The sequence below is a fragment of the Streptomyces alboniger genome (assembly GCF_008704395.1).
GTDB lineage: Bacteria > Actinomycetota > Actinomycetes > Streptomycetales > Streptomycetaceae > Streptomyces > Streptomyces alboniger.
Genome location: NZ_CP023695.1, coordinates 5,268,087 through 5,284,043, shown reverse-complemented (window position 1 = coordinate 5,284,043; position 15,957 = coordinate 5,268,087). Strand labels below are relative to the sequence as shown.

Sequence of the window (15,957 nt, the reverse complement as noted above, 5' to 3'; positions counted from 1 at the left end):
AACCACGTACGGTCGGACGGCCGCTCATTACCCATGGGTTACCCAGCCGGGGGCGAGCTAAGGCCGCCCCGCGACACCACCCTCGCCAAGGACTCCACGACCTCGGGCTGATAGTCGCGCCCGGTGGCCAGTCGCAGCCTCTCCAAGGCGTTGAGCGGCCCGCCGAGGGCTCCCGAGGGTCCTTCTCCCCGCGCCATCTCGTCGTACGCGTTCGCGGCGCGCACAATTCGTGCCGTGAGCGGCTGATCGCGGTACGGGTCGGCCTGGCGCTCCACGACGACGGCGACCGCGGAGTCCACCCCGGTCTGCCGTACGACGGCGCCGCCGAGCAGGGCTATTCGGCGCTGCTGCGCCTCGGGCAAGGCGGCGGTGGCGCCCTCGGGCACGGGGTCGACGAGGGACAGCTGGCCGATGTCGTGCATCAGCGCCGCGTACTCCAGGACGGTGAGGTCCGGACCGGTGAGTCCGAGGTCCCGCCCGACGGCCCGGCTGAGCCCGGCGACGCGGTGGGCGTGGCCCTGCGGGGTGTACCCGGCGACCTCGGTGGCCCTGGCCAGCGACGCGATGGTCTGGCGGTAGGTGGCCCGCACCGCCGCGTACCGCCGGAAGGAGAGCTGGGTGAGCAGCAGCGGGAGGCTGAACACGGGCAGCGCCCAGAGCCCCGCCACGGCCACCGCGAGCGCCATCACGGCTCCGGTCGCGCAGACGGCGGAGCCGATGCCGAGCATGGCGCGCAGCTCGTCGCGGAGCAGCGGACCGAACGGCCAGCGGGTGCGGGCGTGGGCCATCGCGGCGGCGAGGACGGCGTCGCAGAGCGCGGTGAGGACGAGCAGGGCGACGATGACCAGCGCGTACCAAGGGCCGTGGCCTGCCCAGTCCTTCAACTTGCCGGAGTTGTAGAGGGGTTGGAAGCAGACGGCGGCGAACGCGACGGTCAGTACGCGCCGCGCCATCTGGTCGGGTGTGGGCCCCCGGCCGATCGCCACGTGCGGTACGGCTCCCACGAGGGCGGCCGCGACGACCACGGCGATCACCTGGGGCACGCCGTGGTGCGTGGCCGTTCCGGCGTTCTGTCCCAGCAGTGCGTACGCCAGGGCCCCCGCGGCCCCCAGCGGCGCGGGCTCCCGCTGCCTCCCACTGCCCCACCGGGCCAGCTCCCCGAGGCCGATCATCACCCCGAAGGCAAGCGCGACGGGCCTTTCGGCGATGCCGTGCCAGAGGGTCCACCCGAGAGAAACGACGGCGATCACCCCGGCGAGCCCGCACGCCGCCGTCGTTGTGCCCACAGCGCCGCGGGCCGACAAGGAGGCCCTCACCGCGGTACCGCAGGTGCGGGAACACCCCGAGCCGCGGGCAAGCCGCCCTCGGGCCCATCCGAAGTAACCCCGGGATGCCACCCGTCCCGGCCGAGCGCACGCGCCAGTGCGGCGACCATCGCCGGATCGAACTGCGCCCCCGCACACCGAGCCAGCTCCTTGAGAGCGGAGGACACCGGCCGCGCCCGCCGGTAGGACCGCGTGGACGTCATCGCGTCGAAGGCGTCGGCCACGGCCACCACCCGCGCGCACTCGGGGATCTGCGCCCCGGCGAGCCCGTAGGGGTATCCGCTGCCGTCGATCCGCTCGTGGTGGTGCAGGATCGCCGCCCGCGCCTCGCCGAGGAACCCGATGCCGCGCACCATCTCGTGTCCGTACTCGGGGTGGAGTTCGATGACGCGCCGTTCGGCCGGGGTGAGGGGGCCGTCCTTGCGCAACAGCCGGGTGGGCACGCCGAGTTTGCCGACGTCGTGCAGGATCCCGGCGAACCGCAGGACCTCGATCCGCTCGTCGTCCATGCCCAGCTCGCGCGCGATCATCACCGAGGCCCGGCCGACCCGCTCGCTGTGCCCGCGGGTGTACTTGTCCTTGAGGTCGACGGCCTGGACGAGCGCCCGGATGGTGGCCTGATGGGCGGCCCGCTCACGGTGGTACTGCGCGAACGCCCAGCAGGAGACGCCCATCGGGAGCAGCACGAGCAGCGCGGCCGGTGGCCCGTACGGACTGGTCCACAGGACCGCCATCATCAGCCCGGCGAGGCCGTGTACCGCGACGGGCGCGAGCGAGCGCGGGAAGAGCCCCCGCCACGCGCCGCGTACGGGGATCCGCTCGGCGGTCGCGAGGATCCCGCCGTCCAGGGCGGCGAGGGCGGCGGAGAAAGCGAGCAGGGCGGCCCCGGCGGGCGCCAGGACCTGCGGGAAGTCGGGTGCGGCCCCGGCCGCGGGCCCGCCCAGTACGCCGTACACCCCCGCCGCCGCCCAGGAGGCCAGGGCCAGCTGGGCCGCGCGCCAGAGGCGGCGGACCTGCCGGGGGCGGCGATCGACGCGGGCGAGGAGCGCGCCCGGCACGGCGACGAGGGCGGCGGCAGCGGGGGGCAGCAGGAACACCCCGGCGAGCAGTACGGGAAAGAAGGTTCCTGCGGTGAGGCCGCGGGGAAGGGTGAGCCGCTCGCATCCGGCGTAGAGCGCGACGAGGAACGCGACGGTCGGCCAGGGGGTGCGCCCGCTCAGCACGGGCGAGGCACAGGCGGCGCCCGCCAGGGCGACGCACAGGATGTACACGCGGGCCCACGCAGGCATCGACCGCATGGCGTTCTCCTCCCCGTTCCAGGTCGCAAGACCCAGATCCGGAGACTAGAACGCCTGCCCCACGGGCAGCACTGCACAGCGGGGAATTAGCACATTCGAGTGACGATGAGGCGCTTTTACGCCTCCGAGGCCGTCGCCTGCGAGGGCGATACGCCCGGTGCGGCGTCGTGGGTGACGTCCTGATCGGGCACGGCCTGCCCGGACCGGATGAGGTCGATGCGCCCCATGACCTTCGCCCGCAGGTCGATGGGTACGTCGTCCTGCCCGCAGCAGCGCTTCACCAGCTTCTTGACGGCCTGCTCCAGGCCGTACTTCTCCAGGCACGGCGAGCACTCCTCGAAGTGCGTCTCGAACTTGGTGCAGTCGCTGTCCGGCATCTCGTGGTCCAGGAACTCATAGAGATGGTCCAGGACTTCACTGCAGTCAGTCTCGTGCGGCTCTCCGCAGCTCATGAGCCCGAGCCTTTCGTTCCGTTCGACTCCCCGGCACCCGCCGGGACGAGCCCGCGCTCACGGGCGTAGTCCTCCAGCATGCCGCGCAGTTGGCGTCGGCCCCGGTGCAGCCGGGACATCACCGTACCGATGGGTGTCCCCATAATGTCCGCGATCTCCTTGTACGCAAAGCCCTCTACATCGGCCAGATAGACGGCGATGCGGAATTCCTCGGGGATCGCCTGGAGCGCCTGCTTCACGTCGGAGTCGGGCAGGTGGTCCAGCGCCTGCGACTCGGCGGAGCGCAGACCCGTGGACATGTGCGACTCGGCGCGCGCGAGCTGCCAGTCCTCGATCTCCTCGGCGGCGCTGCGCTGCGGCTCGCGCTGCTTCTTGCGGTACGAGTTGATGAACGTGTTCGTGAGGATGCGGTACAGCCACGCCTTGAGGTTGGTGCCCTCGCGGAACTGGTGGAACGACGCGTACGCCTTCGCGTAGGTCTCCTGCACCAGGTCCTCCGCGTCCGCCGGGTTGCGCGTCATGCGCAGCGCCGCGGAGTACATCTGGTCGAGGAACGTCAGCGCGTCCCGCTCGAAGCGGGCCGTGCGCTCCGCGGCCGTCTCAGAGCCCTCTTCGGGGCGCTCCGCCTGGCCGTGCTCGGTCCCTGCGTCGGTCCCAGTGACCGGACCCACCTCCTCCAACGACGTGGCGAGGCCGAAAGCAGCCCCACTCGAATCGGAGGATAGACGACGATCCACTCCGCGCGCCGCCCGAATAGTTGCGGTTTTGGGTGCGCTCAAGACCGTCCACTCCAGGTCAGCTGCGCTGGAGCGGTTCGGGCAGATGGTCGAACCCATGCGGCGGACTCCCTCTCGTACGAACACGTCTGCGACGGTGTGCACCGTCTGTTCGCGACAACAGAGGTCACGCGTCCAACATTCCCGCCCACCGCGTCACAGCGTCCGTGACGATCGCCACGGCCTCGTCCTGGGTCAGCTCCGCCTTCTTCGGCACCGCGAAACCGTGATCGCCGTAGGGCACTTCCACCAGTTCGTAACGGCCGCCCGGGAACTCGGCGGGCTTGCCGAAGGGGTCGTTGCCGCCCTGCACGACGAGGGTCGGCACCCCGGCGCCGAGCAGCTCGTCGGCGCGGGACTTCTCGGGCTTGCCCGGCGGGTGCAGGGGGAAGGAGAGCGCAAGCACTGCGGCGGCGCCCAGCTCGGTGGCCGTGCGGCAGGCCACGCGGGCGCCGGCGCTGCGACCGCCGGAGATCACCGGAAGCCCCTTCTTCTCCAGGGCGGGCCAGATTCCCCGCCAGCCCACGTCCAGCGTTTTGGGCGCGGGCGCCAGCTTCTTGCCCGCCACGCGCCAGGGCTGTTCGACGAGGGCGACGCTCACGCCGTGCGCGGGCAGCGCGGCCGCGATGGCCCGGAGGTCGCGGGCCTCGATGCCGCCACCGGCGCCATGGCTGAGAGCCAGCAGGAGGCGGGCCTTCTTCTCGGCCGGGTGCCAGGTGATCCGGGCGTCACCGGCGTCGGTCCCGACGATCTCGCTCCGGGGCATGTCGTGGGTCGCGTCAGAGGTCACGTCAGAAGAGTGTGCCCTCTTCCGGGCCGTCCAGCTCCTTCAGCAGCTCCGGGCCGTTGTTGCGTACGTTGCTGACCGCCGTCGACACGGGGTAGGCCCGCATCAGCCCGGCCGGGGGCGGCTCCAGGAGCGGGCGCAGGTCCTCGACGTCCGTGCGGGCCGGGTCGAGCCAGGCGTCCCAGCGGTCGGGCGTCAGCATCAGCGGCATCCGGGGGTGGATGTCGGCGAGCGAGCGCGGGCCCTCTGCGGGGGCGACGGCGAGCGGCGTGGTCTCGGCCTCCGTGGTGATCACGGTGCAGGTCACCCACCAGGCCAGGGGGTGCTCGTCGGGCAGGGTCTTGTCGCGCCAGAATTCGTAGAGGCCCGCCATGGCGAAGACCGAGCCGTCGGCGGGGGTCACGAAGTACGGCTGCTTGCGGGGCCGCTTCTTCTTGCCCTCGACCTCCAGCTGCCGTTCCTCGGGCGCGGTCACCCACTCGTAATAACCGTCGGCGGGCAGGACACAGCGGCGGGAGGCGAAGGCCCGGCGGTAGGACGGCTTCTCGTGGACGGTCTCGGCGCGGGCGTTGATCATCCGGGCGCCGCCCTCGGGCGTCTTGGACCAGGAAGGGACGAGACCCCACTTGAGCGTACGCAGCTGGCGAACCGGAGCCGGGTCCTCGGCGTCCTTCAGTGGACGGTCGAGAACCGCGTAGACCTCTTTGGTGGGAGCCACGTTGTAATCGGGGACCAGCTCTTCCTCGGCCTGCTCCCACTTCTGGATCTCGAAGATCCCCGCGAGGTCCTCCGGCCTACGACTCGATGCATACCGTCCGCACATACGTGCCAGACTGCCACGACCCGATCCCCCAGAGGAGCCAGTTCCGACAATGGAAAGCACCGCCAACGCCAGCCTGGCAGCCCTGTGGGACCGCGTGTTCGGTACGCAGTCCGCGCCCGAGCAGTGGCTGGTGATCGCTGCGGGCGTGCTGGCCCTCGCCGTCGTCGTGCCGCACCGCATATGGCGCCTGGCCCGCAATGCCATCACCATCGCGCACGAGGGCGGCCACGGGCTGATCGCCCTGCTCACCGGGCGCCGCCTCGACGGCATCCGGCTGCACTCCGACACCTCGGGCCTGACCGTCTCGCGCGGCAGGCCCACCGGCATCGGCATGATCCTGACCGCGGCGGCGGGCTACACCGCTCCCCCGCTGCTCGGCCTCGGCGGCGCGGCACTGCTCTCCTCGGGGCGCATCACGGCACTGCTGTGGATCGCCACCGCGCTGCTCGTCGCGATGCTGGTGATGATCCGCAACGCGTACGGCGCCCTGACGGTGATCCTGACCGGCGGCACCTTCCTCCTGGTGTCCTGGCTCGCGAACACCGACGTGCAGGCGGCTTTCGCGTACGCGGTGGTGTGGTTCCTGCTCCTCGGCGGCGTCCGTCCCGCCTTCGAGCTCCAGGCCAAGCGCAGGCACGGCGGCGCGGGTGACTCGGACGCGGACCAGCTCTCGCGCCTGACGCACGTACCCGCCGGGCTGTGGCTCTTCCTCTTCCACGCCGTCTCGCTCTGCTCCTTGATGGGCGGGGCGCGCTGGCTCCTCGCCGTCTGAGCGGGGTCACCGGCAGCCACTAAAGTGAGGGCATGACCGCAACCCCGGCGCACACCGCCCTCTGGCCCGCCCCGCACGCAAGCGGAGCCGTCACCGCGACGGTCCACGTACCCGGTTCGAAATCGGTCACCAATCGCGCGCTCGTCCTGGCCTCGCTCGCCGCCGAGCCCGGCTGGCTGCGCCGCCCGCTGCGCTCCCGCGACACGTTGCTGATGGCGGGTGCCCTGCGCGCGATGGGTGTCGGTATCGAGGAGACGGTGTCGTCCAGCTCCTCCGTGGCGGGCGGCCCGGGCGAGGCCTGGCGCGTGATCCCCTCGGGCCTGCACGGCCCGGCCACGGTCGACGTCGGCAACGCGGGCACGGTCATGCGCTTCCTGCCCCCCGTCGCCGCGCTCGCCGACGGCCCGATCCGCTTCGACGGCGATCCCCGTTCGTACGAGCGGCCCCTGACCGGCGTGATCAACGCCCTGCGGGTGCTCGGCGCCCGCATCGACGACGGCGGCCGCGGCGCGCTGCCGCTGACCGTGCACGGCGGTGGTGCCCTGGACGGCGGGCCGGTCGAGATCGACGCCTCGTCCTCCTCCCAGTTCGTCAGCGCCCTGCTGCTGTCGGGCCCGCGCTTCAACCAGGGCGTGGAGGTCCGTCACGTGGGGGGCGCCCTGCCCTCCATGCCGCACATCCGGATGACGGTCGACATGCTCCGCTCGGCGGGCGCGCAGGTGGACACCCCGGAGGCGGGCGGCGAGCCGAACGTATGGCGGGTCACTCCCGGCGCGCTGCTCGGCCGCGACCTGACCGTCGAGCCCGACCTCTCCAACGCCCAGCCCTTCCTCGCCGCCGCCCTGGTCACCGGCGGCACGGTCACCATCCCGGACTGGCCCGCGCACACCACGCAGCCCGGTGACGCGCTGCGCCAGATCTTCACGGAGATGGGCGGGTCCTGCGAACTGACCGAGCAGGGCCTGGTGTTCACCGGCTCCGGTGCGATCCACGGCCTCGACGTCGACCTGAGCGAGGTCGGCGAGCTGACCCCCGGCATCGCGGCGGTCGCGGCCCTCGCCGACTCCCCCTCCACGCTGCGCGGCGTCGCCCACCTGCGGCTGCACGAGACTGACCGCCTCGCCGCGCTCACCAAGGAGATCAACGGACTCGGCGGTGACGTCACCGAGACCGCCGACGGCCTGCACATCCGGCCGCGACGGCTGCGCGGCGGCGTCTTCCACACCTACGACGACCACCGCATGGCGACCGCGGGCGCGGTCATCGGCCTCGCGGTCGACGGCGTACAGATCGAGAACGTGGCGACGACGGCGAAGACCCTCCCGGACTTCCCCGATCTCTGGACCGGAATGCTCGGGAACTGACGGGCGGAACGAGAACATGCGCCGCTACGGCAAGAACCCCGACGAGGACGACATCCGCGTCCGCCCCAACCGCAAGGGCAACCGCCCCCGCACCCACATCAGGCCCAAGCACGAGGACGCGGCCGAGGGCATGGTCCTCACCGTGGACCGCGGCCGGCTGACCGTGCTGGTCGACGACCGGATCGTGATGGCCATGAAGGCCCGCGAACTGGGCCGCAAGGCCGCCGTGGTGGGTGACAGGGTCGCGGTCGTCGGGGATCTGTCCGGCAAGAAGGACACCCTCGCGCGGATCGTGCGGATCGCCGAGCGGACGTCCGTCCTGCGGCGCACCGCCGATGACGACGACCCGTACGAGCGGGTGGTCGTGGCCAACGCCGACCAGCTCGCGATCGTCACCGCCCTCGCCGACCCCGAGCCGCGCCCGCGCCTGATCGACCGGTGCGTCGTGGCGGCGTACGACGGCGGGCTCGAACCGATCCTCGTGCTGACCAAGTCGGACCTGGCATCGGCCGACAAGCTCCTGGAGACCTACTCCACCCTCGACATCCCCTACGTGGTCACCAGCCGCGAGGAGTTCACCGACGGCGCGGAGCTGGCGCGGGTGCACGAACTGCTCGACGGCAAGGTCACCGCCTTCGTCGGGCACTCCGGGGTGGGCAAGACGACGCTGGTGAACGCGCTGGTGCCCGAGGAGCGGCGGCGCACGACGGGGCACGTCAACGCGGTCACGGGCCGGGGCAGGCACACCACCACCTCCGCGCTCGCGCTGCCGCTCGCGGACGTGGGCGGCTGGGTGATCGACACCCCCGGCGTGCGGTCCTTCGGGCTCAACCACGTCGATCCGTCCCGCGTCATCCTCGCCTTCCCCGACCTGGAGCCGGGCACGGTGGAGTGTCCGCGCGGCTGTAGCCACGACGAGAAGGACTGCGCCCTGGACGCGTGGGTCGCCGGCGGCCACGCGGATCCGCAGCGCCTCTACTCCCTGCGACGGCTGCTGGCGACGCGGGAGCGGCGCGAGGACGACTGACCTGGTGGACTGACCTGGCCGTTGTTTGCGCCTGCGTGGCACCAGGTAGGAATCGTGGACGAGTGCGGGAGGCAGGACATGGCGTGGCTGCTGGTCATCGTGGCGGGGATTCTCGAGACCGGCTTCGCGGTCTGTCTGAAGCTCTCGCACGGCTTCACCCGGCTCTGGCCGACGATCGCGTTCGCCTGTTTCGCGCTCGGCAGCTTCGGCCTGCTCACGCTGGCGCTGAAGAAGCTGGACGTCGGACCGGCGTACGCGGTCTGGACGGGCATCGGCGCCGCGGGCACCGCGATCTACGGCATGGTCTTCCTCGGTGACCTGGTCTCCACGCTCAAGATCGTCTCGATCTCCTTCGTGATCATCGGCGTGGTCGGCCTCCAGCTGTCCGGCTCCGCGCACTGAGGCCCTGCCACCCGCCCCCGTGCGCCTACTTGGCGGCCACCCAGCGCCCTATGGCCCCGCGGACCAGCTCCGCGGGGTCGTCGTCGTTCCGGGCGGGCGCGACGACGTACGACAGGGCGAGGCGTACGGCGCTCTCGCAGGCGAGGGCGAGTTCGGGGTCCCTGGGCCTGCCCCGGCCGCCGAGCGCGGTCACCGCCCGGTCGCGCACCAGCGCGAGCAGCTCCGCCGACGAGGGCACCCCGGCGTCCGCCCGACGCTGCGCCGGCACCGAGGACGTGGAGCCGCCGACCCGGCTCGGGGCGGGCAGCCGTTCGCTCCAGCAGCCGGTGAGCGCGGCCCGCACCAGCGCGTTGCCACGGGCGGCGCCGACCGTCCAGGCGGCCACGGCGGCGAGGCGGTCGGCCGGCTCGCGCTCCTCGGCCAGCGCCCGTTCGACGCCGTGCAGGTAGCCGTCGGTCTCGCGGCGCAGCAGGGCGCGGGCGAGGCCGTCCTTGCTGCCGAACTCGTTGTAGAGGGTCTGCCGGGACACCCCGGCGACGGCCGCGACGTCCACCATGCGCACGCCGGGCCACGGTCGCCGGGCCAGCGCTGTGTAGGCCGCGTCCAGTAAGGATTCGCGTGCTGCGGGCATCGTGGCCTCCCGGCGGCCGAAGCGGCTCCGGTTGCCAGAGTTGACGCGCTCGGAGGCACTGTCAATAGCTCCGGCGCGAGCCCGCGCCCCTGGCCGCGCTGCGGCGCTGTGGCTCGCCTCGATCGAGATCGATACTGTTCACCCATGCCCGACTACCACGATGATCTGCGTCTCGCCCATGTCCTCGCGGACGCCGCCGACGCCCAGACCATGGACCGGTTCAAGGCCTTGGACCTCAAGGTCGAGACCAAGCCGGACATGACGCCGGTGAGCGAGGCCGACAAGGCGGCCGAGGAGCTGATCCGCTCCCAGCTCCAGCGCGCCAGGCCGCGCGACGCGATCCTCGGCGAGGAGTACGGCATCGAGGGCACGGGCCCGCGCCGCTGGGTGATCGACCCGATCGACGGGACCAAGAACTACGTACGCGGTGTCCCGGTCTGGGCCACGCTCATCTCCCTGATGGAGGCGGGCGAGGGCGGCTACCAGCCGGTGGTCGGCGTCGTCTCCGCGCCCGCGCTCGGCCGCCGCTGGTGGGCGGCGAAGGGCGGCGGCGCGTACACGGGGCGCAGCCTCACGTCGGCGACCCGGCTGCACGTCTCGAAGGTCTCGCGGCTCTCGGACGCCTCCTTCGCGTACTCCTCGCTGACCGGCTGGGAGGAGCAGGGCCGCCTCGACGGGTTCATGGACCTCACGCGCGCGGTGTGGCGCACCCGCGGCTACGGCGACTTCTGGCCGTACATGATGGTGGCGGAGGGCGCGGTCGACATCTGCGCGGAGCCGGAGCTGTCGCTCTGGGACATGGCGGCGAACGCGATCGTGGTGACGGAGGCGGGCGGCAGCTTCACCGGCCTCGACGGCAGGCCCGGTCCGCACAGCGGCAACGCGGCGGCGTCGAACGGGCTGCTCCACGACGAGCTGCTCGGCTATCTGAACCAGCGCTACTGATCCTGACGCCGTCGGCTGATTCTGACGCGGGCGAGGCCCTGACGCCGTCGGCTGGCCCTGACGCGGTCGAGCGTCCGCGGTCGGCGGCATCCCTGGCCCGCCAGGGCTGCTGAGGCGTTCGTCCCGTACGCGCCCCGAACTGCCCGCGCACGCCCCCTTGTTGACCCCGGGCTTCGCTGCGACTCTGAGAGTCCCCCCACTTGTGAACTTGTGAATCCCTTCTCCAAGCGGAGAGCGGAGGCAATCCTTCGCCCACCGGGAGTTCCCGGATTCACCAAGGAGGTGGCTCACGCCCATGCACGTCCGCGACGCCATGAGCACGGTGGTCCTGACCATCGGCCCCACCCACACCCTGCGCCAGGCGGCCAGGCTGATGTCCGCGCGCCACGTCGGCGCCGCCGTCGTCCTCGACCCCGACACCTGCGGGCTCGGGATCCTGACCGAACGCGACGTCCTCAACTCCGTGGCCCTCGGCCAGAGTCCCGACACCGAGATCGCCGGTACGCACACCACGACCGATGTCGTCTTCGCCTCCCCGGCGTGGACCCTGGAGGAGGCGGCGGACGCCATGGCGCACGGCGGCTTCCGGCACCTGATCGTCATGGACGGGAACGAACCCACCGGCATCGTCTCGGTCCGCGACATCATCCGCTGCTGGGCACCTGTCCGGCGCGCGGCGGCCCAGCTGACGGGCTGAGACACGGCCGGCCGACGGCTGGAGACGCGGCCCGGCCGCCGGGCCGGTACAACGGCGGTGGGCCGGGCCCCCGAAGGAGCCCGGCCCACCGTCATTCGACGACAAGGGGACTGGTTCAGCCGCGCAGGGCCTGGACCGCGGCCTCCAGCCGCTTGCCGAAGTCGCCGTCCGCCTGACGGAAGTTGTCGATCGCCCGTTCGGCGATCTCGTCGCGGGAGACCTTGGCGATGAAGCCCGCGAGGTTGTCGATCAGGCGGCCCTTCTCGTCCTCGGACATCAGGCGGTAGAGGTTGCCGGCCTGCACGAAGTCGTTGTCCTCGGCGTGCCGGGGTGTCTCGTGGTTGCCGGTGGCGCCCGTGACGGGGACGGACTGCCACAGCGCCCGGTCCGTCTGGAACGGGCCGCCGAAGCTGTTCGGCTCGTAGTTCTTCGCGCCCTTGTGGCGGCCGTCGTACAGGAAGCCGTCGCGGGAGTGGGTGCGCGCCTCGGTGGCGTGCGGACGGTTCACCGGCAGGTGGTCGGCGTTGATGCCGACGCGGTAGCGGTGGGCGTCGCCGTAGGCGAAGAGGCGGCCCTGGAGCATCTTGTCCGGGGAAGGACCGATGCCCGGCACGAAGTGGGCGGGGCTGAAGATGGCCTGCTCGACCTCGGCGAAGACGTTCTCGGGGTTGCGGTTGAGCTCCAGCTTGCCGATCTCGATCGGCGGGTAGTCCGCGTGCGGCCAGACCTTGGTGAGGTCGAACGGGTTGAAGCGGTACGTCGCCGCGTCCGCCGCCGGCATGATCTGCACCTGCACGGACCAGGTCGGGAAGTCGCCGCGCTCGATGGCCTCGCGCAGGTCGCGCTGGTGGGAGTCGGGGTCCTCACCGGCGAGCTTGTTGGCCTCGGCCTGGGTGAGGTTCTTGATGCCCTGCTCGGTCTTGAAGTGGTACTTGACCCAGAAGACCTCGCCGGCTTCGTTGTTCCACTGGAACGTGTGCGAGCCGAAGCCGTCCATGTGGCGGTACGAGGCGGGGATGCCGCGGTCACCGAAGAGCCAGGTCACCTGGTGGGTGCTCTCGGGGCTGAGCCCCCAGAAGTCCCAGACGTTGTCCGCCTCCTGCGAGCCCGTGTACGGGTCCCGCTTCTGGGTGTGGATGAAGTCGGGGAACTTGATGGCATCCCTGATGAAGAAGACCGGGGTGTTGTTGCCGACGAGGTCGTAGTTGCCCTCTTCGGTGTAGAACTTCAGCGCCCAGCCGCGCGGGTCGCGCACCGCGTCGGCCGCGCCGAGGTTGCCGGCCACGGTGGAGAAGCGCAGGAACGTCTCGGTCTGCTTGCCGACCTCGGAAAGGAACTTCGCCCGCGTCCACTGCGAGACGTCACGGGTGAGGGTGAAGGTGCCGTAGGCACCCGCGCCCCGGGCGTGCACGACGCGCTCCGGGATGCGCTCGCGGTTGAAGTGGGCGAGCTTCTCCAGCAGCAGCTGGTCCTGGATCAGCATCGGCCCGCCGACGCCCGCGGTCTCGCTGTTCTGGTTGTCGGCTACCGGCGCGCCGGCCTCCGTGGTGAGCGGTCCCTGCGTCACGTGCGCCTCCTGCGTCATCGACCCTGCGGGTGGTTCCTGCGGGTCCTGTCCCTTGGCCAATGCCTGTCCCCTGGCCAACGTCGTAACCGATCCTACGATAGACTTTGTCTAAGTCAAGCGAGCATCCAAAGTCACACCCGTTCGGGACTGGCTCCCCCGCCTGTTAGGCTGGCTCTCATGAGTGACCTGTTGGAACGACTGCGCGGACGCGGCTGGCGCATGACCGCGCAGCGACGCGTCGTGGCCGAGGTCCTCGACGGGGACCACGTCCACCTCACGGCGGACGAGGTGCACGCCCGCGCCATCGACAAGCTGCCCGAGATCTCGCGGGCGACGGTCTACAACACCCTGGGCGAGCTGGTGACCCTCGGCGAGGTCCTCGAAGTCTCGACGGACCGCCGCGCGAAGCGGTACGACCCGAACGCCCACCGCCCCCACCACCACCTGGTCTGCGCCCGCTGCGGCGCGATCCGCGACGTCCACCCCACGGGCAACCCGCTGACCAGCCTCCCCGACTCGGAGCGCTTCGGCTTCACCGTCGAAGGCGTGGAGGTCACGTACCGGGGCGTCTGCCCGGACTGCGCGGCCGCCTGAGTCTCTCCTCCCACTTCCACAAAGGGCCCGGCACCGAGAGGTGCCGGGCCCTTTGTCCGTGGCGGCGTAGAGCGCCGGGTGCGGAAAGCGGCGGGCATGGTAGGCGTCGAAGGACAGAAAAACACCGAAGGCCCGGAACCTGTTGGTTCCGGGCCTTCGGCCTTCAGTAGCGGGGACAGGATTTGAACCTGCGACCTCTGGGTTATGAGCCCAGCGAGCTACCGAGCTGCTCCACCCCGCGTCGGTGAACACAACAGTACGTCAGGGCTACGACCAGCGCAAATCCGTTCCGCGCAGGCATCCCGGGATGCCTGCGCACCCCGGGCACCTAGGCGGAGAGCTCCTGCCGCAACGCCTCGCGCAAGCGCCCCGCCCGCTCGGCGACCTCCGCGGGGCCCAGCTCGACCGCCCGCGACGCCCACCGCTGCCCCTGCGCCAGCTGCCCGCGCCGGGCGTAGAGGAGGGCGAGCCGGAGCGCCGCCCGGCCGTGCCCCGCGTCGGCGGCCCGCGTCCACCACAGCGCGGCCTCGGGCTCGCTCCCCTCGCGGGCGAGCAGCAGCCCGAGGTTGAACGCGCCGTTGCGGCTGCCGGCCTCCGCGGCCTTGCGGTACCAGCGCGCGGCCTCGACGACGTCGCCCCGTCCCGCGGCCAGCATGCCGACCCGGACCTGGGCGCGCCGGTGGCCCTGCTCGGCGGCGCGCTCGTACCACTCCTCGCACTCCGTCTTCTCCGCCGCGGGCTCCCCGAGCGCGGGCGGTGCCGCGGCGGGGCGGCGCGCGTCGAGCAGCGTCCCGAGCCGGTACGCCGCCTCCGCGCTGCCGCCGCCTGCCGCGCACCGCAGGTGCCGTTCGGCTTCCTGCTCGTCGCCCTCGCGCAGCCGTGCGGTGCCGACCTGGAGGGCCGCGTCGGTGTGCCCGTCGGCGGCCGCGCGCTCGTACCAGCGCAGGGCGGAGGCCTCGTCGCCCCTGCTCGCGTACAGGATGCCGAGGTTGAACGCGGCGTCGACGCTGCCCGCCTCGGCGGCCTTGGAGAACCACGGCTCGGCGCCGGCCGCGTCCCCGCCCTGGAGCAGCAGTACGGCCAGCGCGTTGGCGGCCTCGCGGTGTCCGGCGTACGCCGCGCGGCGGTACCACTGGTCGGCCTGCGCGGTCCTGCCCTGCTCGGCGCAGAGCAGCCCGAGGTTGTACGCGCCGTTCACATCGCCCGCGTCCATCGCCGCGCGGTACCAGCGCTCGGCGGTCTGGGTCTCGCCGCGCTCGGCGTGCAGCGCGCCCAGCGCGTTCGCGGCGTTGCCGTCACCGTCCTGCGCGGCCTTGAGCCACCACGTGGCGGCGCTCTCCTCGTCACCCGCGTCGCGCAGCAGGAAGCCGAGCGCGCAGGCCGCCCTGGACTCGCCGTCCTTGGCGGAGTTGAGGTACCAGCGGCCCGCCTCCTTCAGCTCGCCGCGGTGCTCCAGGATCGCGCCGAGGTGCAGCGCGGCCCTGCGGTGCCCGCGCGCGGCGGCCTGGCGGTACCACTGCTCGGCCTCGCCGGCGGGGGTGCGTACGTCCGCGCGAGCGCCCCGGCCGCGCGGCACGGGGCCCTCCCCCCGCTCGGCGGGCTCGCCGCGCTCCTCGGCCGCCCGCCGGTCGAGCGCACGGGCCAGGCGGTACGCGGCCTCGCGGTGGCCGCGCTCGGCGGCCACCCGCATCCAGCGCTCGGAGCCGACGTCCCCGCGGTGCTCCAGGAGGTCCGCGAGCGCGTACGCCCCGAGGGTGTGGCCCTGCTCGGCGGACTGCCGCAGCCAGTACTCGGCGGCGGGCTCGTCGCCGCGCTCGCGGTGGTGGCGGCCCAGCGCGTGCGCCGCGGCCGCGGAACCGGCGACGGCGGCGACCCGCCACCACCCGGCCGCCTCGTCCGCGTATCCGCGCTGGTGAAGAAGGACGCCGAGGTTGTTGGCGGCGGCGCGGTCGCCCTCGGCGGTCGCCGCGCGCAGCAGGGATTCGGCCCCGTCGAGGTCACCGCGGCGGAGCAGAAGGCTTCCCAGGACGCTCATCGCGTCGACATCCCCGGCCTCGGCGGCCAGCCGATGGCGCATCTCGTCGGCGGCCGTCCCGGGATCCTCCCGGTCGGCCGCCTGCACAAACCGCCCTGTATCCAACAGAGTTGCCTTGTCCCCCATAACGTCCATCGTCGCACCACCTGCAACCTGGGTACACCTGGTATACCGCAGCCAGTGAGGTCACTTCAGCGTTTTGTCGACATGCCCACAGAGAGATAAGTGAAACACATTTCCCCCAACTCTCCCCCGTCAGCGCGCCGTTCACATGACTTGGCATAGGACACCCGCACACGACATCACCGCACACGACGAAGGCCCGGATCCGTAAGGATCCGGGCCTTCACCTTGCAGTAGCGGGGACAGGATTTGAACCTGCGACCTCTGGGTTATGAGCCCAGCGAGCTACCGAGCTGCTCCACCCCGCGCCGTTGTGTTCAAACCGTACCACGGCGCGAG

The 15,957-nt window shown here is 72.0% G+C and carries 16 protein-coding genes and 2 tRNA genes; 7 read left to right on the top strand and 11 right to left on the bottom strand.

Going from position 1 to position 15,957, the window contains the following annotated elements; all coding sequences use genetic code 11:
• Positions 1-38: 38 nt before the first annotated feature.
• The 6 genes from CP975_RS23725 to CP975_RS23700 all read right to left on the bottom strand — a co-directional run bounded on the left by CP975_RS23725 (position 39) and on the right by CP975_RS23700 (position 5,461).
• The gene (locus CP975_RS23725; protein ID WP_055531808.1) at positions 39-1,286 is read right to left on the bottom strand and encodes an HD-GYP domain-containing protein; all 1,248 of its coding nucleotides are present in this window, start codon (positions 1,284-1,286) and stop codon (positions 39-41) included.
• A gap of 26 nt (positions 1,287-1,312) precedes the next feature.
• A complete protein-coding gene (locus CP975_RS23720; protein ID WP_055531810.1) occupies positions 1,313-2,623 on the bottom strand; it encodes an HD-GYP domain-containing protein in 1,311 nt (436 codons plus the stop codon).
• 116 nt (positions 2,624-2,739) lie between these two features.
• Positions 2,740-3,075: a mycothiol system anti-sigma-R factor gene (gene rsrA / locus CP975_RS23715; RefSeq protein WP_055531812.1), complete on the bottom strand. Its 336-nt coding sequence runs from the start codon at positions 3,073-3,075 to the stop codon at positions 2,740-2,742.
• Positions 3,072-3,746, bottom strand: coding sequence for an RNA polymerase sigma factor SigR (gene sigR, locus CP975_RS23710; RefSeq protein ID WP_030780923.1), 675 nt, complete (start codon positions 3,744-3,746; stop codon positions 3,072-3,074). The genes rsrA and sigR overlap by 4 nt, the downstream gene beginning before the upstream one ends.
• Positions 3,747-3,978: 232 nt before the next feature.
• On the bottom strand, positions 3,979-4,617 hold the full coding sequence (locus tag CP975_RS23705) for an alpha/beta hydrolase family protein (RefSeq protein ID WP_055531830.1): 639 nt from the start codon (positions 4,615-4,617) through the stop codon (positions 3,979-3,981).
• Positions 4,618-4,642: 25 nt separating this feature from the next.
• Positions 4,643-5,461 (bottom strand): SOS response-associated peptidase, encoded by an 819-nt coding sequence (locus CP975_RS23700; RefSeq protein ID WP_055531814.1) that lies wholly within the window; start codon positions 5,459-5,461, stop codon positions 4,643-4,645.
• 49 nt (positions 5,462-5,510) lie between these two features.
• Between CP975_RS23700 and CP975_RS23695 the strand changes: the two genes are divergently transcribed.
• The 4 genes from CP975_RS23695 to CP975_RS23680 all read left to right on the top strand — a co-directional run bounded on the left by CP975_RS23695 (position 5,511) and on the right by CP975_RS23680 (position 9,026).
• Positions 5,511-6,233 (top strand): M50 family metallopeptidase, encoded by a 723-nt coding sequence (locus CP975_RS23695; RefSeq protein WP_055531816.1) that lies wholly within the window; start codon positions 5,511-5,513, stop codon positions 6,231-6,233.
• A 32-nt stretch (positions 6,234-6,265) separates the two neighbouring features.
• Positions 6,266-7,597 (top strand): 3-phosphoshikimate 1-carboxyvinyltransferase, encoded by a 1,332-nt coding sequence (aroA, locus tag CP975_RS23690; protein WP_055531817.1) that lies wholly within the window; start codon positions 6,266-6,268, stop codon positions 7,595-7,597.
• A 16-nt stretch (positions 7,598-7,613) separates the two neighbouring features.
• Entirely contained in the window at positions 7,614-8,624 is a 1,011-nt protein-coding gene (rsgA, locus tag CP975_RS23685) for a ribosome small subunit-dependent GTPase A (RefSeq protein ID WP_055531819.1), read from the top strand.
• 78 nt (positions 8,625-8,702) lie between these two features.
• Positions 8,703-9,026 (top strand): DMT family transporter, encoded by a 324-nt coding sequence (locus tag CP975_RS23680; protein ID WP_030780936.1) that lies wholly within the window; start codon positions 8,703-8,705, stop codon positions 9,024-9,026.
• A 25-nt stretch (positions 9,027-9,051) separates the two neighbouring features.
• Here the strand turns inward: CP975_RS23680 and CP975_RS23675 are convergent, their stop codons facing one another.
• Positions 9,052-9,657, bottom strand: a complete 606-nt coding sequence (locus tag CP975_RS23675) for a TetR/AcrR family transcriptional regulator (RefSeq protein ID WP_055531821.1) — start codon at positions 9,655-9,657, stop codon at positions 9,052-9,054.
• A 144-nt stretch (positions 9,658-9,801) separates the two neighbouring features.
• Between CP975_RS23675 and hisN the strand changes: the two genes are divergently transcribed.
• A complete protein-coding gene (gene hisN, locus CP975_RS23670) occupies positions 9,802-10,602 on the top strand; it encodes a histidinol-phosphatase (protein ID WP_030780942.1) in 801 nt (266 codons plus the stop codon).
• Positions 10,603-10,897: 295 nt separating this feature from the next.
• Entirely contained in the window at positions 10,898-11,299 is a 402-nt protein-coding gene (locus tag CP975_RS23665; RefSeq protein ID WP_055531823.1) for a CBS domain-containing protein, read from the top strand.
• Between the two features lie 115 nt (positions 11,300-11,414).
• On the opposite strand, the gene CP975_RS23660 is transcribed toward CP975_RS23665, so the two are convergent.
• Complete coding sequence (locus CP975_RS23660; RefSeq protein ID WP_055531825.1) at positions 11,415-12,884, bottom strand: catalase; 1,470 nt, start codon at positions 12,882-12,884, stop codon at positions 11,415-11,417.
• A 159-nt stretch (positions 12,885-13,043) separates the two neighbouring features.
• Here CP975_RS23660 and CP975_RS23655 point away from each other — a divergent pair, with 159 nt between their 5' ends.
• On the top strand, positions 13,044-13,460 hold the full coding sequence (locus CP975_RS23655; protein WP_150477320.1) for a Fur family transcriptional regulator: 417 nt from the start codon (positions 13,044-13,046) through the stop codon (positions 13,458-13,460).
• A 167-nt stretch (positions 13,461-13,627) separates the two neighbouring features.
• Here the strand turns inward: CP975_RS23655 and CP975_RS23650 are convergent.
• The 3 genes from CP975_RS23650 to CP975_RS23640 form a co-directional block, all read right to left on the bottom strand.
• Positions 13,628-13,701, bottom strand: a tRNA-Met gene (locus tag CP975_RS23650).
• A gap of 87 nt (positions 13,702-13,788) precedes the next feature.
• Positions 13,789-15,630 carry a tetratricopeptide repeat protein gene (locus CP975_RS23645; protein WP_055536065.1) on the bottom strand — a complete coding sequence of 614 codons (1,842 nt, stop codon included), beginning with the start codon at positions 15,628-15,630 and terminating at the stop codon, positions 13,789-13,791.
• A gap of 222 nt (positions 15,631-15,852) precedes the next feature.
• Positions 15,853-15,926, bottom strand: a tRNA-Met gene (locus CP975_RS23640).
• Positions 15,927-15,957: the final 31 nt, after the last annotated feature.